Source organism: Paenibacillus ihuae, from assembly GCF_001368795.1.
Taxonomy (GTDB): Bacteria; Bacillota; Bacilli; order Paenibacillales; family Paenibacillaceae; genus Paenibacillus_AQ; species Paenibacillus_AQ ihuae.
On sequence record NZ_LN831198.1, the window covers coordinates 2,718,434 to 2,742,543 of the forward strand.

General features: G+C 49.5%; 17 protein-coding genes and 2 pseudogenes. 6 read left to right on the top strand and 13 right to left on the bottom strand.

The window, feature by feature from the left end:
• Positions 1 to 459: 459 nt before the first annotated feature.
• The 4 genes from murI to AQR02_RS12355 form a co-directional block, all read right to left on the bottom strand.
• Positions 460 to 1,242: a glutamate racemase gene (murI, locus tag AQR02_RS12340; RefSeq protein ID WP_054940752.1), complete on the bottom strand. Its 783-nt coding sequence runs from the start codon at positions 1,240 to 1,242 to the stop codon at positions 460 to 462.
• A gap of 145 nt (positions 1,243 to 1,387) precedes the next feature.
• Complete coding sequence (locus tag AQR02_RS12345) at positions 1,388 to 4,906, bottom strand: alpha-amylase family glycosyl hydrolase (RefSeq protein ID WP_425340007.1); 3,519 nt, start codon at positions 4,904 to 4,906, stop codon at positions 1,388 to 1,390.
• A gap of 494 nt (positions 4,907 to 5,400) precedes the next feature.
• Complete coding sequence (locus AQR02_RS12350) at positions 5,401 to 5,745, bottom strand: hypothetical protein (protein WP_054940754.1); 345 nt, start codon at positions 5,743 to 5,745, stop codon at positions 5,401 to 5,403.
• Between the two features lie 135 nt (positions 5,746 to 5,880).
• The gene (locus tag AQR02_RS12355) at positions 5,881 to 6,186 is read right to left on the bottom strand and encodes a metal-sensing transcriptional repressor (RefSeq protein WP_054940755.1); all 306 of its coding nucleotides are present in this window, start codon (positions 6,184 to 6,186) and stop codon (positions 5,881 to 5,883) included.
• Positions 6,187 to 6,402: 216 nt separating this feature from the next.
• Here AQR02_RS12355 and AQR02_RS12360 point away from each other — a divergent pair, with 216 nt between their 5' ends.
• Complete coding sequence (locus tag AQR02_RS12360) at positions 6,403 to 7,020, top strand: class I SAM-dependent methyltransferase (protein WP_054940756.1); 618 nt, start codon at positions 6,403 to 6,405, stop codon at positions 7,018 to 7,020.
• Positions 7,021 to 7,092: 72 nt separating this feature from the next.
• Here the strand turns inward: AQR02_RS12360 and AQR02_RS12365 are convergent, their stop codons facing one another.
• Positions 7,093 to 9,045, bottom strand: coding sequence for a heavy metal translocating P-type ATPase (locus tag AQR02_RS12365; protein WP_245237359.1), 1,953 nt, complete (start codon positions 9,043 to 9,045; stop codon positions 7,093 to 7,095).
• A 165-nt stretch (positions 9,046 to 9,210) separates the two neighbouring features.
• Between AQR02_RS12365 and AQR02_RS12370 the strand changes: the two genes are divergently transcribed.
• Positions 9,211 to 10,074 (top strand): AraC family transcriptional regulator, encoded by an 864-nt coding sequence (locus tag AQR02_RS12370; RefSeq protein WP_054940758.1) that lies wholly within the window; start codon positions 9,211 to 9,213, stop codon positions 10,072 to 10,074.
• Positions 10,075 to 10,174: 100 nt separating this feature from the next.
• Here AQR02_RS12370 and AQR02_RS12375 read toward each other — a convergent pair whose 3' ends face one another.
• The gene (locus AQR02_RS12375) at positions 10,175 to 10,711 is read right to left on the bottom strand and encodes a GrpB family protein (protein WP_054940759.1); all 537 of its coding nucleotides are present in this window, start codon (positions 10,709 to 10,711) and stop codon (positions 10,175 to 10,177) included.
• A gap of 108 nt (positions 10,712 to 10,819) precedes the next feature.
• Here AQR02_RS12375 and AQR02_RS32845 point away from each other — a divergent pair, with 108 nt between their 5' ends.
• The 4 genes from AQR02_RS32845 (at position 10,820) to AQR02_RS12390 (ending at position 13,901) form a co-directional block, all read left to right on the top strand.
• Complete coding sequence (locus tag AQR02_RS32845; RefSeq protein WP_167347613.1) at positions 10,820 to 10,990, top strand: hypothetical protein; 171 nt, start codon at positions 10,820 to 10,822, stop codon at positions 10,988 to 10,990.
• A 137-nt stretch (positions 10,991 to 11,127) separates the two neighbouring features.
• Complete coding sequence (locus tag AQR02_RS12380) at positions 11,128 to 12,063, top strand: LacI family DNA-binding transcriptional regulator (protein ID WP_054940760.1); 936 nt, start codon at positions 11,128 to 11,130, stop codon at positions 12,061 to 12,063.
• Between the two features lie 54 nt (positions 12,064 to 12,117).
• Positions 12,118 to 13,380, top strand: coding sequence for an MFS transporter (locus AQR02_RS12385; protein WP_054940761.1), 1,263 nt, complete (start codon positions 12,118 to 12,120; stop codon positions 13,378 to 13,380).
• Between the two features lie 164 nt (positions 13,381 to 13,544).
• On the top strand, positions 13,545 to 13,901 hold the full coding sequence (locus AQR02_RS12390) for a DUF4190 domain-containing protein (protein ID WP_054940762.1): 357 nt from the start codon (positions 13,545 to 13,547) through the stop codon (positions 13,899 to 13,901).
• Between the two features lie 90 nt (positions 13,902 to 13,991).
• Here the strand turns inward: AQR02_RS12390 and AQR02_RS12395 are convergent, their stop codons facing one another.
• The 7 genes and pseudogenes from AQR02_RS12395 to AQR02_RS12425 form a co-directional block, all read right to left on the bottom strand.
• Positions 13,992 to 15,200: a response regulator gene (locus AQR02_RS12395; protein ID WP_054940763.1), complete on the bottom strand. Its 1,209-nt coding sequence runs from the start codon at positions 15,198 to 15,200 to the stop codon at positions 13,992 to 13,994.
• Complete coding sequence (locus AQR02_RS12400) at positions 15,197 to 16,963, bottom strand: cache domain-containing sensor histidine kinase (RefSeq protein WP_054940764.1); 1,767 nt, start codon at positions 16,961 to 16,963, stop codon at positions 15,197 to 15,199. Before AQR02_RS12400 ends, AQR02_RS12395 begins: the two co-directional genes overlap by 4 nt.
• 77 nt (positions 16,964 to 17,040) lie before the next feature.
• Positions 17,041 to 17,865 (bottom strand): carbohydrate ABC transporter permease, encoded by an 825-nt coding sequence (locus tag AQR02_RS12405; protein WP_054940765.1) that lies wholly within the window; start codon positions 17,863 to 17,865, stop codon positions 17,041 to 17,043.
• Positions 17,866 to 17,882: 17 nt separating this feature from the next.
• Positions 17,883 to 18,772 (bottom strand): annotated as a pseudogene (locus tag AQR02_RS12410) (carbohydrate ABC transporter permease).
• Between the two features lie 113 nt (positions 18,773 to 18,885).
• Positions 18,886 to 20,259: an extracellular solute-binding protein gene (locus AQR02_RS12415; RefSeq protein WP_054940766.1), complete on the bottom strand. Its 1,374-nt coding sequence runs from the start codon at positions 20,257 to 20,259 to the stop codon at positions 18,886 to 18,888.
• Positions 20,260 to 20,930: 671 nt separating this feature from the next.
• Positions 20,931 to 23,129, bottom strand: coding sequence for a DEAD/DEAH box helicase (locus AQR02_RS12420; RefSeq protein WP_054940767.1), 2,199 nt, complete (start codon positions 23,127 to 23,129; stop codon positions 20,931 to 20,933).
• Positions 23,126 to 24,110: pseudogene (locus AQR02_RS12425) on the bottom strand (ATP-binding protein); the annotation flags it as partial. The pseudogene AQR02_RS12425 and the gene AQR02_RS12420, both read right to left, overlap by 4 nt.

Consider the following 24,110-nt stretch of genomic DNA (forward strand, 5'->3'; position numbering starts at 1 on the left):
TAATTTTGCGATATGTTACCTATGGTTGAGCTCCTTTTGTGGAGAGATGTGGGTAACCTGCCTACACTCTCTACATTAGGGCTTTTTTCATTTTCCACCAGAGCAATCTTATCTTTTTTATCCATAAATAGTAAATTGTTTCAAATGAATTTTCATGTTAGCTTTTATGCATGTCTAGTGCACATACTGGGCTTTTTCCGCATGCTTTATCAGCTTGTCTATCGATTCTTTAGTTCCAAAGGGTATAGCTAACTGGCATATGGTTTCCATAATTAACGATTCGCTCATCCTTTATTTCTCCTCACATGTTTTCATATTTGTTCAAAGTTTGCGCGTTTTGGTGTGAAAACATGCGGATAAGGGATTGGACTTGGTTTATTTAAACTGCAAACCAAAAAACGGATACATTGTCCATTTAAAGGACTGTATCCGTTTTTTGTTAGTCGCCAGCAGCCTGTTTTAAGTAGACAATCCATCCAGCATCCCCAGCAGCCTCTGATATTGGACTAAGGTGTAATCATCTTCTACTCTAAAACCGGATTTATAAAATATAATATCTCCCGTGCCATGATCCAGCTGATGGTTAGCTTCAAGGATCCGTTGCAGGTTCTTTGCGGTTCCAACGCTGCCTGAAATAAAATCTGTGTCATCAGGAAACAGCTTTCTCAGTTCCTTAGTGAAATACGGAAAATGCGTACAGCCCAACACAACTGTCCCGTACTGGCATAAATCAAACCTGGTTAATTCATTCTTCAGATAGCAGATAACCTGCTCTTCGTTAAACTCGTATTTCTCAGCAAACTCTACCAGCGCCGGTAGCGCCAGACTGTCGACGATATCCTGATGATCCAGACGCTTCACCAGAATATTGAATTTCTCCTCTTTCAGGGTAAGGTTCGTTGCCAGAACCAGTACTTTTTTTCGGTTAACCTCCCACTTTTGCACAGCGGGTTTGACGGCAGGCTCTATACCCAGAATCGGAAAATCATACCGCTCACGGAGCTCCTCTATCGCAATACTGGTCGCAGTATTACAAGCAATCACCATTGCTTTTACACCCTGGGCAGCAATAAAATCAACGGCATTAAATATATAGTTTTTTACTTCTTCCTTGGGTTTCTCCCCGTAGGGTACGTGCACGGTATCTGCATAAAAAATGTAATCCTCATGAGGCAGAAGCCGTAACGCTTGATGAAGTACAGTCATACCACCGATCCCGGAATCAAAAAATCCTATCCGCATCATTTCACTCTTCTCTGTATGTTGTCGAATCTATTTTACCATGCACCAGTTCTCTGTACCATTTCAACGCCTAAATAAGTCAAAGCAGCAAATACCCTGATAGGCAGAGTGATTGCTGCTTTGCGGTCTCTCCTATTGTATTAGCTTACTTCAAATACGTTCCTGTTTCACCGATTCCGCCGCTGCCATTTAATACATACACCCGTGCATTCCCTTTACCGGAGCAGGTCAATGTAAGAGTACCGTTGGTAACCGTCTTACTGTCACCTGTCACTGCGTCCACATAGGTTCCGTTTGGAATACCGCTAAATGTAGCATTGCCCGAGATCGTTACGAGCGCAAAGCTGTCTATGCCTTTGGAGGCATCTGTGTATCTTCTTTTAAAAGCCAATTCACCGCTCACGTTCTCCGTGGAATATTGGCCTTTTTGCAGCGCGGGAACGGCTCTCCGGATCAAATTAAGCTGCCGGATGTGCTTGGCCAGCGGATAATTGAGCGATTCAGCAAGCGTACCGGTTGCATTGGTGTATTTACCGAAGTCCTGTACCGTCACGCTGCCTTCAATGTGGTCGCCATAGTATGCGCGACCGGTTGTGCTTAGCTGCGCATTCGGGCCAATATCAATTACTTTCCCTTTTTGAAATTCGATTTCGGATCCATAGAATATGGCCGGGATGCCCCTGAAGGTGAACATCAGCGCCAGATTCTCGGCCCATGTATCCTGTGTTCCTGCGAATCTTTGATTCTCCGGCGCCTGGTCAGGTGCATAGTCATGGGAGTCCACATAGGTCACATTCCAGGTAGCATCGTTATAGTACTGATCACCGCTGCGCATACTGAAGGCTTCCTGTGCAGACTTAAACGCCCAGTGCATCGGGAAATCGATGACATCCATGCCTGATTTCATTGAATAATCCGGAGCGTGATACGTATTGCCGTTCAGAAAAGCATTGTTCGAGGTCGGCTGCCCCGCGGTTGTTGAATTGTCCGCCCATTCCTGTTCGACAGACAGCTTGTTGGAAGCGTAATCATTTTGACCGTCGCCAGGGTACGATTTCGCAGATTTCCAGGTATAGAACGGGGTTGAAATCGCCGGAATTCCACTGTTCCAGACATCTCTATACCGGGTAGCCACTTCACCGAAGATGAAGAAGTTGGAACCGCCTCTGGCTTTCCAGGCAGGAACGAAATATTTATTGAAAATATAACGGCTTACATGCTTCACGGTATCCACGCGGAAGGCGTCTACGCCCATATCGATATACTGGTTATAGCTGTCGATCAGATATTGATTCACAACAGGGTTCTCGGTGTTGAGATCCACACAGTCACCGGCAATCTGCCCGGTCTGTACCGTATAGGATTCCCAGGAGAGGCTTTTCTCTGTATGGTAGATGTTATTATTGGTCTCTGCTGTTTTCATAAGTGCTAGTCTCGCCTGATACTGCTGGTCGGGTGTCATGGTATCGTAATTGGCCGGCAGCTTATCCGTAATTTTGAGCAGATTAGCGATCGTATCTGCCTTAGTGGCATCCTTTTTGAACATCGGGAACAGATTCTCTTCCCCGAAATTACCGGTATGATTGACGACAATGTCCTGGATGACCTTAATTCCTCGGGCATGGGCGGCAGTGATCAGATCCTGGTAGGACGCTCCGGCCGACTCATACCTTGGATCGACTTTGGCAAAATTGATCGCATGGTAGCCATGATAATCATAACCGCTGGCATTCTGTACTACCGGAGTAATCCAGATGGCGCTGAAGCCTAGCGCTTTGATGTAATCGAGCTTTTGAATCAGCCCTTTGAAATCCCCTCTCCAGGCCGGATCCGAATCCGGATTCCCTGCTTTGGCGTCATCCCAGGCATGTACGTTATTGCTGGTATCACCATCGTAGAAACGGGAAGTAATCACAAAGTAAATGGAATCCTCCCGGAAGTCCCCTTTATTGCCGATACTGTACACAAAGTTTTGGGTGGTACGATTACCGGCTGCGTCGATTACAAGGAACTTTAAGGTGGTGGTCTTGGAGATCAGAATCGATGGTCCGGCCAGACCAGCCAGCGCATTCCCGGAAATATATGCTTTAGAGCCCGAAGTCGGTTCTGTACCATCATCTGTATAATACGCCGAAGTAGTTGCAGCTTTGTTGTCTTTGATATTGAAAGAGACGGTAACTGCGGTGGTGGATTGCCCTACCGGCAAATTCGCTGTAATGGTTGGAGCCTGCAGGTCGGCATTCAGATCAATTACATAGGCAAAAGATGCCACGCTGCCTCCCTGGCCGCTGGTATTGACTCCAAAAGCCTTGATCGTCAAGGAGGAGGACACCTGTATAGGCGAGGTGTACAAAGGCGACGCTGTTGTCGGTGTAGAACCGTTGGTTGTGTAATATATTTTATCGCTGCTGTTACTGCTGGATAGTGCAATCGTTTGTGCAGAATCGTATGTTTTTGGAGCAGGTGAGACTGTGATTACCGGGATTTTAGGCGCTTCCGGATTCGTCTCATACCAGACGTTATCTGTGTAATACCAGCTCTCCTTAACAGTTCGCGCCAAGTCGGCTGTCTGTTTGCCATTGCTATCGTTGAAGATTAGGCTTGTGCCAGCTGCACCGGCAATCGTATAACTGTACCAGTCATTTCCGTCTGAATTCATTAGAATTCCCGGCCATGCCCCACTAATCGGGACCGTCGACGGATTCATATTCCAATAATGAATACGGACCGCTGAATTCCATGTTGAAGGCTTTTTAATATGAACCGTAATGCCGGTTGCCGTGGATGTTGGCGTCGGTGAGACGGTAGCTGTCGAAGTAGGTGTTGGAGTGACAGTTGGTGTGGCTGTTGGAGTTACGGTAGGCGTTACGGTTGGAGTGACTGTGGGTGTAGGTGTTGGAGATGGTGTAGGTGTAGGTGTTGGAGATGGTGTAGGTGTTGGAGAAATCCCTGGCTGAATCATCACATAATCAATATTAATATTTCCGCTGTCGTCCCCGTCGTAATTATAGGCAATCGTATTATTGCCTGCCATCAAGGTAAGCGGTTCCGTCTGATCAGACCAGGTATCCCAGTTGGCCAGATTAGCTAAGGTGGTTTGTTTTACCTTTGTGCCGTTAACATAAACAGATAAAGTCTTGGCACTGCCGGAAGCATTAGCGTAGTGCAGAGTTGCATTATACGCTCCTGCAGCTGAGGCCTGCACAGTGAAGGTTGAAGAAGCTCCGCTTGCTGTGTATCCGTCCACAAATCCGGTTCCGGAATAACCGGTATGATTAGTATTTACTTTGGCGCCGCCTGACAGGACTACACTTTCCGCTTCGTACTTCCCGGCGGCTGGAATAACGACAGACCAATTCTTCCCGCTGTTATTGTCCCAGCTGTCAGTCGGAGCAGTAATATGATAGCAATACGTTAATGTTGCACCTTCGGCAACAGTGATGTTGGCCGTGAATGTTGTCCCGCTCTTGGTCATGACTGTATCCGTAAGCGTCGTCCAGTTGTTGGTAGTCCAGTGCAAAGTTACAGCGGTTGCTGTAGTGTTGGTGTACGTGACAGTATAATTGGTATTACTGGCAGAAGCTCCGCCGGCTGCCCCGAACAAGCTGAAGCACAGTGCAAAAATAATGAACCAGGAAAGAAAACGCCTCGTTTTATTTCTCACCAAATAAACTACCTCCTCATCGGATGTGAATCGATTTTAAATTGCGCAAACGTTTGCAAAAATGCGAATAAGAGAACAACTTACGCATTGTCGTTGTAGTATAACCACCCCCAGAGTCCGACGGGAAAGATCCATTGTATGCGTTTGCAAAATAAGTTTTGCATAAGGTGAAAACACCCTTCCCCTTATCCAATGAATTTTTCTTGATTTTGATTATAGTCTCCCGCCTATTCCCGGTCAATGGATCTTTGGATCTATTGTCGTTGGAATTTACTCGTTTATTCTGATTTTTAGACATGAAGAAACCGGTTTTCTCTCGTTTTCGGAAAAGCACCCCTTGTTGCGGGATACACTAGGATAAGTATGGAAGACATGTATTCCCACGCTCTTTTGCAATAAAAACAAGGACCCGTCTTTGTGCAATGCTAGTCCCAAAATAAAGGCAGGGTTGACGGTGATATTCGCCCAGCCCTGCCTTTATTGTATAACTCCCGCTATACTGCCAGATGCACTGATCCGTCCTCGTAGATGTCCACCCTTTGCGCGCAGAGCAGCATTCCAAGCCCGTTCGCCGTCCCTTTTTCACGGATATCTCTTTGCCGGCGTTCCCAGATCTCCCGGTCATGAATGATATCATATTGGTAATAGGATTCAGTGCCCGCTGCTTCCATAACCTCCACAAAGATAAAGTTATCCTGGAACAATGTGCGGAACCAGTCCGCAGCCTCCGGATGGGAACTAAACGTAGGGAGATCCTGTTCAAACCGCTCCGGCAAATAACGCTGCTTCAACCTGCCGATTCTTATAAAATACTCTTCCAGATTGTCTGAAGTAATCATAGGTTATCCCCCTTGTAATGAAATTTGCATAAAAATATCATATTTCGGGCAAAGCGCCTATGACATTGTGCATTCCACCGGATGGAACATAGCAAAATAAAAAGCCGGGAGAGTCAGCTCTCCCAGCCTTGTCTGTTACCGGATATAGTTATCGAGGGCCTTGTTGAGATCCTCCAGCACCTTGTCCTGATTGCCGTGATGGACGGCCTTGACCACACAGTTCTCCAGGTGATCCTTCAGCAGCAGCTTAGCCGCTTTGTCCAGCGCCTTCTGGATGGCAGCAATCTGCAGCAATACCTCTGAGCAGTCACGGTCTTCGGCGGTCATTACTTTCACAGCACGGACATGCCCTTCAATCCGGGCCAGCCGGTTAACAATCTGCTTACGGTATTTATGCTCGAAATCCTCTTCATGAAAATCCTCATTTGCGTCCTGAACCATAATTACCCCCAGCTTTATTCTGTCTTTTCTTACAAATACCAGCTAGAGGTATTATAACAAGAATAGGTTTAGTATGTTACCTGTTATGAATATTTGTATTCTGCATTACGTTTTTATCTAATGTTGGTTATACTTGTAAGTTTGACATAAGGAATTATTATTGTAGTAGATAGATGATGTAGTTCGAAATTCAATTAATCTTAAGGCGGGGGATTCATGGAGAAGCAAAAGTTAATCCGTATCTTTGATAAGCAAGCAAACCAATATGAGAAAAACAGAGAAAATGCCAATCAGAAGCGTTGGCGCCAGCATCTTTTAAGTCATGCGAAAGGCAAGGTGCTTGAGCTTGCTGTAGGAGCGGGTGCAAATTTCCCGTACTATCCCCGGGGGATTAAGGTTACCGCAACTGATTTCAGTGAGGCGATGCTGGAGAAAGCAAAACAGGCGGCAAAACATTATCATATGGATAGTGATTTCATCTGTTCGGATATTGAAGAAATGAGCTTTCCAGATCAATCATTCGATACTATTGTTTCTACCCTATCCTTTTGCAGTTACAATAATCCATTAATGGTGTTGGAAAAAATCAGCCGGTGGTGCAAACCGGATGGGCAAATTCTTTTCCTGGAGCATGGGGTCAGCTCTAATCCTGCATTATCCACTGTTCAAAAAGTAGTTAATCCGCTTTTATACCGTGTTTATGGATGTCACCATACAAGAAATATTGTCGGACTGATTCAAGAGTCAGGTCTCATCATTCATAAGGTGGAAAGCTACTGGATGGGCATGGTCCATCTTATTTGGGCAAAGCCGAAGCCGCAGCTTCTTGATTAAAGTAACGGAGACCATTAGTTATTAGACCAATAACCCCCGCAGGGTAACTGGCAGGGGTTATCGGTTGTTATATCATCTCAGCAGACGCAGCCCGCTCAGAATTACCGCCAGCGTACTTCCCTCATGGCTGACCACACCGGAGGGCAGATTCAATCCGCCCCAGAAGTTCGATACAACAAGGATCAGAATTACTGCAAGCGCGAATGAAATATTTTGTTTAATTACCCTGCTGGTGCGGCTTCCCAGGGTTATAGCATAAGGAATCTTAGTAATATCATCGTTCATCAGCACCACATTTGCCGTCTCCAGCGCTACATCACTCCCGGCTGCTCCCATCGCAATGCCAATGGAGGCTGCAGCCAGCGCAGGAGCATCATTCACACCGTCACCGACCATCGCCACTTTGCCATGTTTCCGGGACAATTCCTTAATGATGTTCAGTTTGCCATCAGGCAGCATTTCAGCATGGATCTCTTCAATCCCCACCTGGCGGGCAATGGCTTCCGCAGTATGCCGTGCATCTCCGGTAAGCATAACAACATGCTTGTTCATGGCCCTGAGCTGTGCAACAGCTTCTGCCGCTTGAGTCCGAACGATATCATGAACCGCAAGCAATCCGGCAAAACGTCCGCCGGCTTCCACGTAAACAACGGTTTTCCCGTCCGCTTCCAGCTGTTCTGCCTTTGTCTGCTGCTCCTCATCGAGGACAAGGTCACTCAGCAGACTTCTTTTGCCGATGAGACAAGTTGTATTATTTACGATGCCGCTAACCCCAAGTCCGGTCACAGCCTGCATCGCAGCAGCCGGTTCAAGCATGATCTGCTTGTCTTCAGCGTGATCCACAATAGCCTTGGCAATCGGGTGCTGGGACAGCTTCTCCAGAGAAGCCGCGAGGCAGAGCAGCTCCGTTTCTGTGACTCCCTCTGCCGGGTACACATCGGTAACCTTCGGTTTGCCTTCAGTAAGGGTTCCGGTTTTGTCGAACACAACAGTCTGTATATTGCCGATTCCCTCCAGGTGAATTCCGCCTTTGAACAGAACTCCCTTACGGGCTGCATTGGAGATCCCGGAGAGGACCGCGGGCATAATCGATGAGACGAGCGCACACGGTGAAGCGACAACAAGGAATATCATCGCCCGGTAGATGGTTTCCTCCCAGGTCCAGCCGAACAGATACGGTGGCAGAATCATCAGCAGCAGTGCCAGTAGGACAACACCTTTTGCATAAATACCTTCAAACCGCTCCACAAAAAGCTGGCTTGGCGGAAGCTCATTTTTAGCCTCCTGCACCATATGTATAATCCTTGAGAGCAAAGTGTCTTCCGCCGCCTTTGTAACGAGAATCCTTAGTGCACCTTGCCCGTTAATGGTTCCGGCGAATACAGCATCATTCAGGGTTTTGTCTACAGGAATGGATTCACCGGTAATCGTCGACTGATCCACCGCTGAGCTTCCTTCAAGAATAGTACCGTCGCAAGGTATGCGTTCACCTGGCCGGACCCGTACGATGTCATCCTTCTGAAGCTGAGAGGCTTTGATCTTCTCTTCAGACTCACCCTTTAGCCGCACGGCTTCTTCCGGACGGTACTTTAGAATGGCCGCGATATCCTGGTTTGTCTTCTCCATCGAATATTCTTCCAGCGCCCCGCTTAAGCAAAAAATAAAGATCAGCACCGCCCCGTCCAGCCAGTAGCCGATACTTGCTGCACCGACCGCCGCTACAACCATTAAGAGGTCCACGTCAAGGTCCTTCTCTTTAATCAAGGTTTCCAGCCCTTCCCAGGCTTGGCGGTAGCCGCCGACAACATAAGCCAGCACGAACAAAATAACCGCTCCGGCTTGCATCTCCTGCTTCTCCAGTACCCACGCCAATACAATCAGGACCAGACAAGCTGCGGCAATCAAAATCCCGCCATTCTTCTCCCATATTGCTCTTATCCCAGACTTCCTCGGTTCACTGGCAAACGTCACTTCTCCCATTGTATTCGCTCCTGTTCCGTTCGAATTAGTGAGAACTATTCTCATAGAATATATCCCCCCCGGGGGCTTATTGTATGTGATTTTTGTCCCACATATCTCCCGATACCGGGAAAGAGGTTAATATGATCTCTATCTTGCTTTTCCTTGCGGACTATTGTAGCGTGATAGTAGTTTATTTTTGGGCAAAGCATGTTTTCACAGGAGGCGCTCATGAATTTTGAGCATTATTATTTCGCCGCAGGATTCAATTCAGTACCGGATGAGCTTGATCTCGCGGTACTGTTCAGCGGGGAAGGTAAACCTTACCCGGGGCATAAAATGGGACCGGCGGTGCATGATTACTATCTGATCCATACGGTATTGGCAGGAGAGGGCTTCTTTCAGTGCGGTAATATTTCGCAAAAATGCCGCAGTGGCGACACCTTTGTCATTTTCCCAGGTGCACTGTTCAGCTACCAGGCGGATGACACTTTACCCTGGCACTATGTCTGGATAGCCCTCCAGGGCAACTCCGTAGCCGCTCTGCTCTCCGATGCCGGAATTACCAAGGAACGGCCGCTGCTGCATGCTGAGAATGTAGATGAACTGACCAGTCTATACGAACGGACCCGGCAGTCCTTCCAGCAATCCCCCTATCCGCGTCTGGAGAGCCTGGAGGCTTCGGGCTGGGCACGCCTGCTGCTCCATAAATTCGGACTTAGCAATCTGGAGGTGCTGCCGGCCCGTCCTCAAGAAATGCCTGAGATGATTGACCGGCAGATTGACCAGGCCATCCGCTGGATCTCGCTGCAATTCCACCAGCAGATCAGCATCGACCAGATCGCCGCAACACTCGGCTACCACCGGGCACATCTGTCCAAGGCTTTTAAGCAAAGGACTGGCCTGTCTCCTAAGCAGTATTTGCTCAAAATGCGGATGGACAAAGCGAAAGGGCTGCTGGAAGGAACGCTTAGCATCGATCAGGTCGCTTCCTCTGTCGGCTTTAACGACGCCCTATATTTCTCCAAGCAGTTTCGTAAATATTTCGGCATACCGCCAAGTGAATACCGGGCAGCCCTGCGGAGCAACAATTAAGCAGCGGCTTCCCTAAACACAGCAAAACCCCTGCCGGAGTTCGCAGGGGTTTTGTATTGACAGAACAAACGGACTATCCGGGGACTAAATCCCAAGCTCTTTAATGCATGGCTTTGTCTAAAATAGAACGGACAAATTCCGTCTTACCTTCTGTGTAGGCCTCTCTGTCATAGCGATATTGCCGTGCCAGGGAGAGCTTTACCCGTTCATATTCTTTCACTACAGATGGATGGCCCCGCAGATAGTCGCGAAAGGCGATATGTTCCAGGTAGCCTTTGCCATCCTTCGGGCATACATAGAGATGGTAGTTCATAAATCCGTCATCCGCCGTGCGCTCGAAAACCTCCCTGCCTTCGATTCCCTGATTCCCACAATGCACATAACCATACTGCTGAAACCGTTCAATAATCTCCGGCAATACGGTATAACTCTCCATCACGAGATCCAGATCGATGATCGGTTTGGCGGACAAGCCATCAACAGAAGTACTTCCAATATGTTCCACAGAGAGGATCAGGTCGCCGACCATCTCCAGCATCCGCTCTTTAATCTTGTCAAACTCTGTTTTCCATCCGGGGTTATAGGGAACCACCTCAACAGGGATAACGGAATTTGCGATGATATCTACCTTCTTCACTGAAAAGTTTCTTTCCGATTGTCAGCTATATTATAGCAGACCCCGTCTGTTGGGATAAAATGCTGCCGGCCGTCTCATACTATCCCTAAGCAAACGGAGGTGAAATCTATGCCTAAAAACAGTGCCGATCCCAAATATGACCGAGACAATAATCGTGCCGATAAGAAGAACAATCAGCAGAATCGCGCTTCCATTACTGAAGAACCGCAAATGCTGACCATAGAAAAAGCTGCCGATTATGCCCCGAGCCTGAACGGGGTTACCAAAAACGAAACTTAATATCATTGCAGCCCGGCTGCTCTTTGTCGATTCAGGACAGGAGCAGCCTTTTTAAATATTGAATCTGCAGTGGATTGACTTGTCCGGGCTACGGGTGATAGTCTTTTCTTCTAGGGTCAAGTAAAGGAGAATTCAGGATGAAAAAAGCAACGATGAAGGATATCGCCCGCCTGGCGAATGTTTCTGTAGCTACGGTCAGCTATGTACTGAATAATGTAAAAAACCAGACGATTCCCGATCCCACGCGCCAGAGCATTTTGCAGATTGCCAAGGAGCTGAATTATGTCCCGAATCTCGCTGCGCGTTCTCTGGTTGTTCAGCGGACAGGAATGGTCGGTATATTAATCAACAAATCTCCCCAGCTTCCTTACTGGAAGCGCCAGAGCTATTTGACGCTGGTGGACAGCCTCGAATCAAAGCTAACAGCCTCCGGGTACCATACACTGCTGATCAGTCTGGATCCCCACAATCCGGCGATGGATGTAATCCGTGAACGCAAGCTAGATGCCGTCTTCGTTGTAGATGTCATGGAGAAGATGTTTTACCGGATTTCTGCTAATTTCGTAGATGGCGTGCCGCTGATTCTGATCGACAGCCTGATCAATGACCGGATGTTTAATCAGGTGAACTATAATTATCCGCTTGCCCTAAAATCCGCTGTATCCGCCGCTGCCGTGCCTTCCTGTCTGGTTATGGAGAGCTTTCACAACCAGGCGCTTACAACCTGGATTACGGACAGCTCCGGATTTAGTAAAGAGAATATCTACATTGCAGCTGATCCCGCAGGAGCACCGGGCACGCTGGAGGACTTCTTGCAGCAGAACCGCGGAAAGCATGTAATTGTGATGAATGAATTTCTGGCAAAAGCGGTTGAGCATACCGGAATCGCCTCCTCCATTACAGCACTGTGTACTTGCGGCATACCAGAAATTGTCGATAACGGCACGCGAGTGATCCAATTTCAGAACAACCGGGCAGAGACAGCCTTTGAGCTGATGATGTCGCTGAAGCATATTCAGGAGGATCCAAGAATTTTGGCCGGCAATCAATTTTTGGTTGAAGTTCTCCCGTAAATTTTCTATAATAACTTAAACGTTTAAGTTTAGTTATATTAGGAGGTTATCGCCATGATTCCATCTGTTGCCGATATTGATAAGCCGTTGTCTGCGGCTCCTTTGAAGTATCCAAGTCTGCATAAGAACCGGATATTCCTGCTGTTGTTCTCAGCAAGTACCTTGTCCATTCTGGGAAATGCTTTTCACAGTCTGGCGCTAAGCCTCTGGGTGCTGCAGTCCACCGGCAGCGCAAAAATGATGAGTATCATGACGATCAGTAATCTGATCCTGTGTTCCCTGCTGGGCAGCGTTACCGGCACCCTTGCTGATCGTGTTGACCGCAGAACATTGATTCTGTGCTCCTATTTCGTTCAGAGTCTTACGGTGCTGGGCATTGCTTTCACGCTGACACAATCCTCTCCCTCTTTTCTCCTCATCGTTTGCCTTACCGGAGTTGTTACTGCTGCCGGTCAATTTCAGGCTCCGGCATTTCAGGCTTCGCTGCTCACGATTGTCGGCAAGGAACATATTCAGCAGGCTGCGGGCTGGATGACATTGTCCGAGAATATCTCACGTACATTGGGCTATGCCCTCGGCGGCATATTTGTCGCTGCTGTAGGCGGAGCCTGGGCGATATTTGTGGACGGAATGACCTTTTTAATGGCATTCCTGCTGATTCTGGTTGCCGGTTCCTGGTCAAGCAAATCCGCGGCTGGGAAACCGGCCAAATCATTCAAACAAGACGTTGCCGGCGGCTTCCGCTACATCTGGGGCCACTCTTTTGCCAGAGCGATTACGATCCTGCTACCCGTGCTCGCCTTATTTTTCCTTTCCTCCCTGATGCTTACCCAAGTGATGGCTGTACAAGTATGGAAGGCGGCTCCCTTTCAGTTTGGACTGCTCGAAGGGAGTATTCCGCTAGGGTATATGCTGGGCTCAGGGATGATCCTCCTCGCCGGAAGCCGGATCAAACACCGCGGCCGTGTGGTCTCTGCAAGCCTGCTGCTGTTAGGCCCGTTATACATGCTCCTCTCCGTCACCGAATCAATGAATGCTGCACTCCCTATCATTCTGCTGATCGGGTTCACCTTCTCTTTCAGTACCCTTCTAATTAACATTATCCTAAGGCTGGAGGTGCCTGAGGAGCTGCAGGGTCGGATGTTCGGGGTGCTCGGTTCACTGATGAGTGTGGCCCCGCCTATGGGGCTGGCGCTATTTTCGGCTGGTGCAGATGAGTTTGGTGTAGCTTCGGTCATGTTCTCCGCGGGTCTGCTGCTAAGTCTATTCGGAATAGTTTCAGTAGTTAAGCTTGAACATATCCGTAAATATAAATGAAGTCAGCCGCTGGTTTTGTAGTAAACTAATTTGCATTGATGAATTACATCGATCAGCCGAAATAAGTTAAAGCGCTTCTCCTATATGTGGAACTTCTATAATATAATGTTCGTATGAGCTTGTAAGATGTTCAGCGACAACAATACACTTAAAGGAGTTTACTCATGAGCTATCAACCCTTTGGACAACAAGATTATTACCCGCCTCCTCCTTCCCCGCCGGCGCACACCAATGGTAAATCCATTGCTGCCCTGGTACTGGGGATACTATCCATCATAACCCCTTATATTGGCCTCTTATTCGGGATCATTGCCATTATTATGTCAGCTATCTCCCTGAAAGAGATCCGCAACCGTTATGAAGGAGGCAGAGGGCTGGCCATCGCCGGGCTGGTCTGTGGCATTATCGGAACGATTATCTATGCGCTGCTAATTGTGCTGTTTATTATTATTATTTTATTTGCTGCCGGAGCGGGCAACGATGCAATCAACACCTTCAACTTCAGCACAAACAACATCTAAGCGTCCGGCTAATAAGGATAAGACAGATTTTTTCTCTTAACAAAAGGAAGCTGACACCGGTTTCGATAACCGGTATCAGCTTCCTTTTGTTTACTGCGGCGGGATCCCCTTGGATAATAGAATGTTGATGTTCTCCTGCTGGCGGTATTCCGTCGGAGTGAGCTGGAACTTCTTGCGGAACATCTGCGTGAAATGCTTCATATCCTGATACCCCACACGCTCAGCAATCTCTGCCAGCTTCAGCTTCGGATTCAGCAGCAGCAGCTTCGCCTGCTCCAGCCGCAGGGAGGTGACATACTCCTTATATCCCTGGCCGGTTTTGTGCTTGAACAGCTGGCTGAAATACGCCGGATTGAGGAATACCACCGAGGCCATTTTCTCAAGCGACAGATCCTCGGCGTAGTGCTGCTTGATATAATGCAGGGCGACATCGATCGCCTTTTCGCCGCTTCCCTTAAGCGGCTCCAGCTCAAAAGCCTGAGAGGCCGAAGCCTCCCTCATTCGTTTAACCACCTGGGGAACCGTGCTGAAATCGTAGCTTAGGCCGGAATGCAGGATCTGAAAAGGGACTTTTAAATAATGGGTAAGATGCTCACGGACCTCCTGCTGAAACTCCTCGATCACCGAGTTCTCCCGTAAAGTAACCAAACCCAGCAGACTCTGCCGGTCATAGCTGACGACAAATCCCCGTCCATGCCGCTCGACCAGCTCGGACAGCACATTTTCCACGATAAAGTGCTCCAGCCTGACACTTCTTTCCCCGGGATCCATCTGTACCATCACCAGATAATAATTACTGAAGTCTTCGATAAATGGTCCAATATCGAGATTGCCGATATCAAGCCCTGATGCCAGCCGCTGGAACACACCCTCACGCAAAAACCGCAGGCTTGCCCTCAGCCGCTCCCCCTGCCTGGAAATGTCACTGTCCTTCTGGATCTCCTCAGTAAGATTGTTGATAATCTCCTGCAGCTTGTTCTTGCCGATAGGCTTAAGCAGATAATCCTTCGCCCCGAGGCGAACCGCCTCCTGCGCATAAGAAAACTCGCTGTGTGCCGAGATCACAACCCATTTCACATACGGATATCTGCGCTTTGAAATCTTCATAAATTCTAGGCCGTTCATCCCCGGCATCAGGATATCCGTCAGAACAATGTGGATATGCTGCTCTTCCATCACCTTAACCGCATCCTCGGCTCTGGCTGCAACATAAACCTGATATTCAGGGTATATATTCTCGATTGTGCGCTTGATGCCTTCACGGATTACCCGTTCATCATCGGCGATGAGAATGTTCACGTAAGCGTGTCTCCTTCCACATTAATCGGCAGCAGGATCGCAACCTGCGTTCCTACTCCGGGAAAGCTCTGGATCTGCAGGCCATACGTCTCACCGAACATATGCTGCAGGCGGCGGTGCAGATTCTGCAGTCCGATGCCGCTTTTGCCGGCTTCCTTCGGACTACTGCCCTCGAGAGAATGAAGCAGCCGCTGAAGCTGTACTTCATCCATTCCGTTCCCGTTGTCTTCCACGATTAGTTTCAGAATATTCCCTTCCTCGCGGGTATACACCTTAAGGATCCCCTGGCGGCCAAGGGATTCCAAACCATGTTTGACCGCATTTTCTATGACTGGCTGCACTGTCATCTTAGGAACCCGGATAGGCAGCCACTGTTCATCGATGTCTGTAACAATCTGCAGCCTGCCTTCCAGCCGGATCGAAATAATCTTCAGGTAGTGGCCGATCTGCTCCAGCTCTTCCTCAAGCGTGACCTCCGCCCCGTCCTCCCATTGACTGCTGTAGCGGAACATGGAAGACAGTGACAACACCAGCTCACCAAGCTGCTCATTCCCTTCCTCATCGAGCATCCAGTAGATCATGTCGAGGGTATTGTACAGGAAATGCGGATTGACCTGAGACAGGAGCGCATGCAGCTCCGCGTTCTTCTCGCTGACCGACGACAGCTTCACCCGTTCAATCAGCTCTTCGATCCGCCGCACCATCCGGTTAAACGAAGCGACGAGGATGTTGATCTCCTGATAAGAGGAGACATTCACCATGCCCCGGAAATTACCGACTTCTACCTGCCGCATTTCGCGTATCATCTTCTTCAGCGGGGAGGAGATGCTCCGCGATACAATGAAAGCGATCAGCGTGGATACAATAATCAGAATCGATATAACGATCAGCAGATAACGCTTCATCTCAATCAGTTCCACATTCAAATCTTTGTCCGGTGTAATACTCATAACCCACCAGCCCGAGAAGGAGAGCTTGGAGGCGACGATTAGCCGGTCCGCTTCCTGCTGAACCATTACGTCCTCTGAGGTCTGCAGGGAAGGCAGATTCTCAACCACCGGCGACGGATCCGTAGCGGATGAGACAAAACGGCCATCCTGTGACATCAGATAGACCTGGCTGTGCGCACCAAGCTTCAGGTTGTCTAGAGCGTCCAAAACGGGCTGGGGATTAGTCTCATAGAGGACAATACCAATCGGCTTATGCTCATTGAGGTCAAAAATTTGCCGCCCGAAAGCGAATACAGGACTGTCCTCGACCTGGTCGATCAGCGAATGCTCGTATACCCCCAGCCAGACCATTTTTCCTGAAGAAGCTCGCAGCTGTTTGTACCAGTCCTCAGTCTTGTAATCCGGGTCCACCACATTCATATAGTTGCCGTAATTATAGATTTTCCCCTTATCGGTAATGACATGAATCCCAACCAGATCATCGCGTGAATAAAAGATAGAGCCAATGATATTGGTGATCGTCTGTTCGTTGATAAATGCCACTGCCGGTTCATCCGTTGTTTCATTGAGCAGGCGAATCATCTCAAAGTTATTGCTTAATGATTTCGATAAGGCGTCATACCCTTTATAGAGCAAAGTGAACAGCCCCGCCGTTTGAGCCACATTCTTCTGCGACAAATCGCTGATCTTTTCATGCAATTGAACCGTAGTCCGGTTATAGTACAGCAGGCTGACTATGAGCAGAATACTGGACATGCAAAAAAGAAACAGCAGAAACAACCGATGATGGATGGAATGAAAGCCGTTTCGCATAGGACTCTCCTCCTTCTTAGCACCCTGTCCTGCCGTTCTCTATTATAAATCCAATGCTTTTTTAAAAGCAACGCATATTAGCCCTTAACAGCCCCTGCTACCATACCCTTCGTAATCCGGTTAGACAGGAAGAAGTAGATCAGGATTACCGGCAATGCGCCCATGACGAGAAATGCGCCGATATTCCCATAGTTGACCGAATACTGGCTAACGAAGGTATAGACCCCGAACGGCAATGTTTTAAGCTTCTCGGACGAAATAAAGGTTGCAGCGAGAATATATTCGTTCCAGATATTGATGAAGGTCAGGATGCATACCGTCATTACCGGAGGTATCGATACCGGCAAAATGATGCTGCGGAAGATCCGGTAGACACTGGCCCCGTCGATAAAGGCGGATTCCTCAATCTCGTGCGGAATGTCCCGCATGAAGCCTGAGAGAATAAAGACGGCGATCGGAGTGGAGAACGCAATGTACGGCAGAATCAGCGACCAATGCGTGTTCAGCACATGAATATGTTTGAAAATAATCATCAGCGGCAGAAGCGTAGCCTGCATCGGGATCATCATCCCCATCAGGAAAATCGTCATCACGAGGTTTCCATACTTCCAGCGGAACCGTGAGATTGCATAAGCTACCATTGAGGCCAGCACAATGACGCAAACCATCGTTGTTGCGGTAACAAATACACTGTTACTCAAATATTTCAGATAACTGCCTGACGTGTAAGCCTCACTGTAGTTATGCCATTGGAACGATTTCGGCAAGGAAAAGAAGCTGCCATCCATAATTTCTTCGTTGGTCTTCAGGGAGTACAGAACTAACCATAAGAGAGGGTATAACTGCGTGACTACAGGAATGGCGAAAAGAAGATACACGATTCCTTTTTTAATTTTTCGCATGACCGCGCACTCCTTTTCTAATTAAACTTTCGTTCAATCCGGTTAAAGATCGTATTGATGAATCCGGTAAAGACCAGGCAGACCACAACCAGGAAGGTCGCAATCGCACTGCCATAACCGTACTTGAAGGAGCCGAATGAGCTGGTGTACATGTGTGTGGAGATTACATCGGTTGCATGTGCCGGACCTCCGCCGGTCATAACCATAACCAGATCAAATGCCTGCAGGGAACCGATAAATGCAAGTACAATTGATATTTAAAGATCGGGACAATCAGCGGAAGGGTAATATAACGGTCCGCTTTGAAGCCGTCTGCCCCGTCTATTTTTGCCGCCTCATAAAGCTCATCCGGAATATTCTGCACCCCGGTATACTGAATCAGTAAATGATAGCCGAAGTACTGCCACAAGGATACAAAATAGAGCGCGAACATCGCAATTTTGGGCTCAGTCAGCCAGTTATGTGTCCAGCTGTCCAGTCCCAGGGAGACCAGTACGCCGTTAAGCATACCGCCCATGGATGTTGGGTTGTACACGGTTTTCCACAATTGTCCAATGATAACGACGGACAGAATGACCGGTGTAAAGTAAATGGACACCAGTGTGTTGCCTCTTCTCAAATAACGGTTAAGCAATATTGCCATGAACAGGCACAGCGGAATTTCTATCATAGAAGCAACGGCATATAGAAGGGTTCTTCTCACAGACGGCCAGAACACCGGATCATTAAAGAACATATCCTTGAAATTGCCGAGGCCGATAAAGGTCGAAGCCGTTAAACCATCCCATTTGAGCAGGCCTGTGTATACAGACACTATGATGGGAACAAACACAAGGCACACATACAAGAGCAGACATGGCAATACGAAGACGGCTATTGTACGCGCTGACACCTTAAGTACTTTCATCTTTCCCGCCTCCTAAACAAGCAGATTCTTTGTCTATATCCATTAGAACCCGGTGCGAAGCAGCCTTTTTGAGCTCACTTCGCACCGGTAATGGTGGCTGTATTTATTAGAAACTATTCTTTATTTGCTTCAAAAGCGGTTTGGTGTTCTTTGGCAACTGCAGCGGAATCCACTTTTTGCACGAACAGGTTTTGGATGCTGCTTAGGTGCACTTGGGCTGTGGCCGGGTTCATGGTGTTATCAAATGCCAGGTCGCCGCCCTTCACTTGGTTGAACAGGCCAGCAATGTTAACAGCCAGATCAGAGTAACCGGCAGCTTTCAAATCGCCGTCTACCTTTTGACCGATACCTACAGCATTTTTCAATTCAAATTGTTTCTTAGGATATTCGGAAGCGAAGAAGTTGAGGAAATCTTTGGTTTCCTGCAGGTGTTCGCTGTTAGCCGATACGGCAAATACACTGCCTGGTGCCAGCATGAATTCGTTAGGGTCACCCTTGCCGTTAACTGTAGGGAATTGGAAGGCTCCAACTTTACCGGCTACAGAAGAAGCGTCGATGGCGCCTGTTTCCCAAGATCCGATGGACCACATTGCGGCTTTACCGGTTTTGAAAATGTTACCGCCGGCATTAGCATCAATAGAAGTTGCCCCGTCAGGGAATGCACCTGCCTGAACCAGCTGCTGGAACGCGTCTACAGCTTCAATGAAGGCCGGATCTTCGAAGGTTTTCTTGCCGTCAAGCACATCTTGCAGGAAGCCGGGGCCGCCGTTGGTGCGGAGCAGGATGTTCATGAAGAGGAACGAACCTGTCCATGAATCCTTTTCACCGATGGCCATTGGGGTAATGCCTTTATCCTTCAGGATTTTGACATCCTGCAGCAGTTCTTCGAAGGTAGTTGGTGTGTTCTTAATTCCGGCTTGCTCGAACAGTTCCTTGTTGTAGTACACCACTTCGATATTGTTGCCGTCAGGGAGCGCGTACACATTGTTGTCAAAGCTGTAGTAGTCCAGCAGGCCTTCCTGGTAGGTATCCTTCAGGCCGTTCTGGTCCAGCATATCGTTCAGCGGTGCGAATAATCCGGCGTCTACAAAAGGCTTCATTTGTGCGGCCGGGTTAACAATCGTTATGTCAGGTACTTCTTTGGAAGCTGCCTGTGTTTTCAGTTTCACTTTTTGCTGGTCTGTATTTAGGGTATCCAGCTCGATTTTGACATTTGGATGTTCTTTCATGTACTGGTCAGTCAGCTCATGGATCATTTTGTAAGCTGGTGTGGCCGGGTCAGGATAGATGTTCTGGAAGGTGAGGGTAACTTTTTTACCGCTGTCCGTAGTTGCAGTAGCCGTGTTGCCGCTGTCGGTGCTCTTCGGTGCGTTAGTGGCTGCGCCTTCATTGCTTTTGTTGTCCGAGTTGCCGCAAGCTGCCAGGCTGAGTGCCATCACTGCGGTTAATCCGATGGCAAATGACTTTTGCATTTTTGTTTTGACCATTTGTTTAATGCCCCCTAACTCGTGATAGGCTTATTATCATCTGATTAAGCGCTTCCAACAAGGTGCGAACTACAGAATAAAGGTTTGTCTTTTCTATATTTCCGTTTGACCTTTGGTAGCCTGCTGGGCAGCCGGTTTATCCTTATTTACCAAGATGAGAAAAGCAAAAAGCGGCAGCCCAAAGGGAGCACTCCCTTTATAGCTACCGCTGTTTCCATGTAATTTCCATGTGTGAAATTGTTAAGTTTGAACTAGATACATTGAACTTGTTATGGGATTGGTCGTGACTTAAGAGAATGTTTGGACTTCCAGCCGCTGTTGTTCACAGATTACTTGATTTGAACCGCTATTAACGGTTGGAATGTGTAAACATAGGCGGACGCTAAATTAAGGTAAGGCGTTCTATTGCACTCTCTGCAGCAGATTGCCGATTTGTCAGCCAGATTACTTATTTTATTGTAATTTGTACATCAGAAACTTGTTATTCAGGTGCTTTTATCCCATACGTACGAAATCTAATGCACGAAATACAGTAGAATGGGATTTGTCTCCGATTATTGAGAAATCTATTGCACGATATGCAATCATCAAATAAATCCACCTCTAACAATCGGAACCAAATCCTACAGTTCATAAGTTTAACTGCGCTAGAGAATTAGTTAATGATATTGTTATTGTCCGCGCTGCCACTCCTTCAAGACACTCAGCAGTCCGGGAACATCCAGCCCGTCCAGTGAAAAGGCTTTGCGCAGCAGATCATGGGGAATGAATTCATCATACTTCCCGAGATAAGGCGCCTCATCCGGCCCGAGCAGAGACAGCGGATCGGTTGCCGCAGTACTCTCGGCAATGATCTCCTCCTCCAGCGTTTCGGCATCCGTACGTCCGGCCACAACCATATAATACGGCTCCATCGGCACGATGGAACGCAGTCCGAGCCGGCCCTTGAGGTTGTTCTTCAGCAGGCGCTCCAGCGTGCGGAACTGCCGGCTTCCGGCCCAGGGCAGAATGAACATGGAATCGCCGCCTGCGGGCAGCACTTCGCGCGTCAGCAGGCCGCTCTCCTTGGCCAGTCGGCGCGCCCGTTCAAGCCTTGCTGCAGCGCTTGGCGCAAGATATGGATAGAGTGCCGTTGACCCTAGCACCTCACGGATCTTGGCCATGATGCGGGTATGCACATCGCCGCCTGCGCCCAGCCATAAGGTGTCGACCTTGCCCCGCGAGCTTTTGACATAGACGGCTTTGTGGCGGGTGTCAACCTCCTCAATCTTCCACAGCTTGCCGGCGAGGGTGAAGCAATAGCCGGGCGGCGGCACCGTCGTAATTGAGCCGATTTCCTCGGTACCGTTGTATACTACATGCTCTTCATCGTCCTTGAACACCGCATAGAAACGGAAGTTGTTCACGATCTTCTCCCCGGCCAGCCCAATCAGCACCGTGCCTTCTTCCATCATTTCGATATGACCCATGCCGATCATATATTCCATAAAGGCATCGTAGTCAGCAGGGTCAATTCCCCGGAAGGAGGGCAGGCTCAGTACTGCCTCCTTCAGATCCTCCGGTTCGGCTTCGCCCATGCTCTTCAGAATGCTCATCGTCTGATGATACAGCAGGCCTACCGGAAGCTGCCGCACGTTCAGCGGCTCGACCCATTTCTCGCGCACGTAGAGCTCGATGACCGCGATCGCCCGCAGGAGCGTCCACGGCATCCGCGCCGGAAGCTGTGCTTCCTCGTCCTCTTCCTCCGGCGTGACGAAGATCATCTCCGAGGCGGCATCGCCGCGCCGCCCGGAGCGTCCCAGACGCTGGACGAAGCTTGCGCAGCTATAGGGCGCCCCGAGCTGGAGCACGCGCTCCAGCTCGCCAAGGTCAATACCCAGCTCCAGCGTAAGCGTCGCTGCGGCCACTGCCGGGCCCGGACCCTGCCGGAGCGCGGCTTCCGTCTCTTCGCGCAACATCGCGGAGATGCTCCCGTGATGCACATGGAACACATCCCGCTCGCCGCGCTTCGCGGCCATCCGCCGCATCTCCAGGATGGTCTCCTCCGCATCCGTGCGGCTGTTGGTGAAGACCAGCGCCTTCTTCAGATGCGTATGGTCATAGATGAACCCATAGTAAGCCTGGCGCGCCCGTTCCAGATGCTCGGCCTGCACCTCGTCCCGCGCATCCGGGAACGAGAAATGCTCGACGCTGAGGCGGAGCTTGCGTCCCCCTTGCGGCGCCGACACCTCCACGCTCTCCCGCGTTCCGGCGGCCAGCCATTCCGTCACGGAGGCGTATTCGCTGAGCGTGGCGGAGAGCCCGATCCGGCGCGGATGGCAGCCGGCCATCCGCGAAATCCGCGCCAGCTGGCTGAGCACCTGGATGCCGCGGTCCGCGCCCATAAACGCATGCACTTCATCGACAATGATGAAGCGCAGATCATGGAACAAGGCCGGAATGGCATTCGGCCTGTTCATCAGCAGACCTTCCAGCGACTCCGGGGTAATCTGGAGTACGCCGGAAGGCTTCTGCATCAGCTTCGTCTTATCCGCCTGCGGCACGTCGCCATGCCAGTGCCAGACCGGGATGTTGCCTTCGCGCAGCAAATCATTTAACCGTGTGAACTGATCATTAATCAGCGCTTTGAGCGGCGCAATATAGAGGATTCCCACGGAGCCGGACGGGCGCTCGTACAGCTCGGTCAGCGCCGGAAAAAAAGCCGCCTCCGTCTTGCCGGAAGCCGTGCCGGAGGCAATCAGGAGATGATGCGGCGTATCGAACAGCACGCGGCAGGCATCCACCTGTGCCTCCCGCAGCGTCTCCCATCGGTTCTTATAGATGAATTCTTTAATGAAAGGTGCCAGCCTATAGAACGGATTGTCACTCATAGGTCAAACTCCGCGAGCAGCCCGTCCAGCTCATTCTCTTCTGCAGCGGCAGGTTTAGATGTGCGTTCGCCTACCAGCTTCTCGAAGGAAATCTCCGGGTGCTGGCTGAGCGTATGTAGCAGGTCCATGAAGTCACGTACGACTTCACGCGGGGTCAGCAGCTCGTCAGCGCCGAGTCTGCTGACAGCCTCCTCCATGAAATGGACCAGCTGTTCCTGTGTCAGCCTGGCCTCATAACCGTAATGCAGGGCATGAATATCCCGCAGCTTCTGCAGCAGCACCAGTATCTCTTCATGCGAGAGCATCTCCAGCGCAATGATCGGGCCGGTGAAGTTGTTCAGTCCGGCTGCGCCGTACCGCCCGGCAACTAGCCGGGAACGAAGCGCTTCGTAGCTGAACAGGCCGCGGCGACCGTCCTCAACGAATTGCGGGGTGCCCCCGATGAAGATCCCTAGCCGCTCGGCCTTGCCCTGCATGGTGTCATTGAACATGGTCAGCAGCTTCTCATAGTTGCTCTGGCGGGAGATGCTGTTCGTAATCTTATAGAGGTTCACACCTTCATCAATAAACAACAGCAGCCCTTTATAACCGATCGCACCGGTGAATTCTGCCCATAGCTTCATATAATCGTACCAGTTGTCATCGTCGATAATAACACCCACACCCAGCGCCTTCCGCGCCTCCGTGCGGGTGGCGAACTCGCCGCGCAGCCAGCGCAGCGCATCCTGCTTCAGCTCATCCTCTCCATGCTTATGCCCGTTCCAATACGCGGCCAGCACCTTTGCAAAATCAAATCCGTGCACCAGCCCGCGCATCTCGGAAGCCACGGTATAGATCCGCTGTTCTACCTCTTCCCCAAGCTGCGGGGAGTCCGGCATATAACCGTTCTCCTTCATCACCGCCTGCTGGAGGGTAACAATCCATTTCTGCAGCATAATCTCCAGAGCACCGCCATCGGGACGTGTGCGTGTCGATAAATGG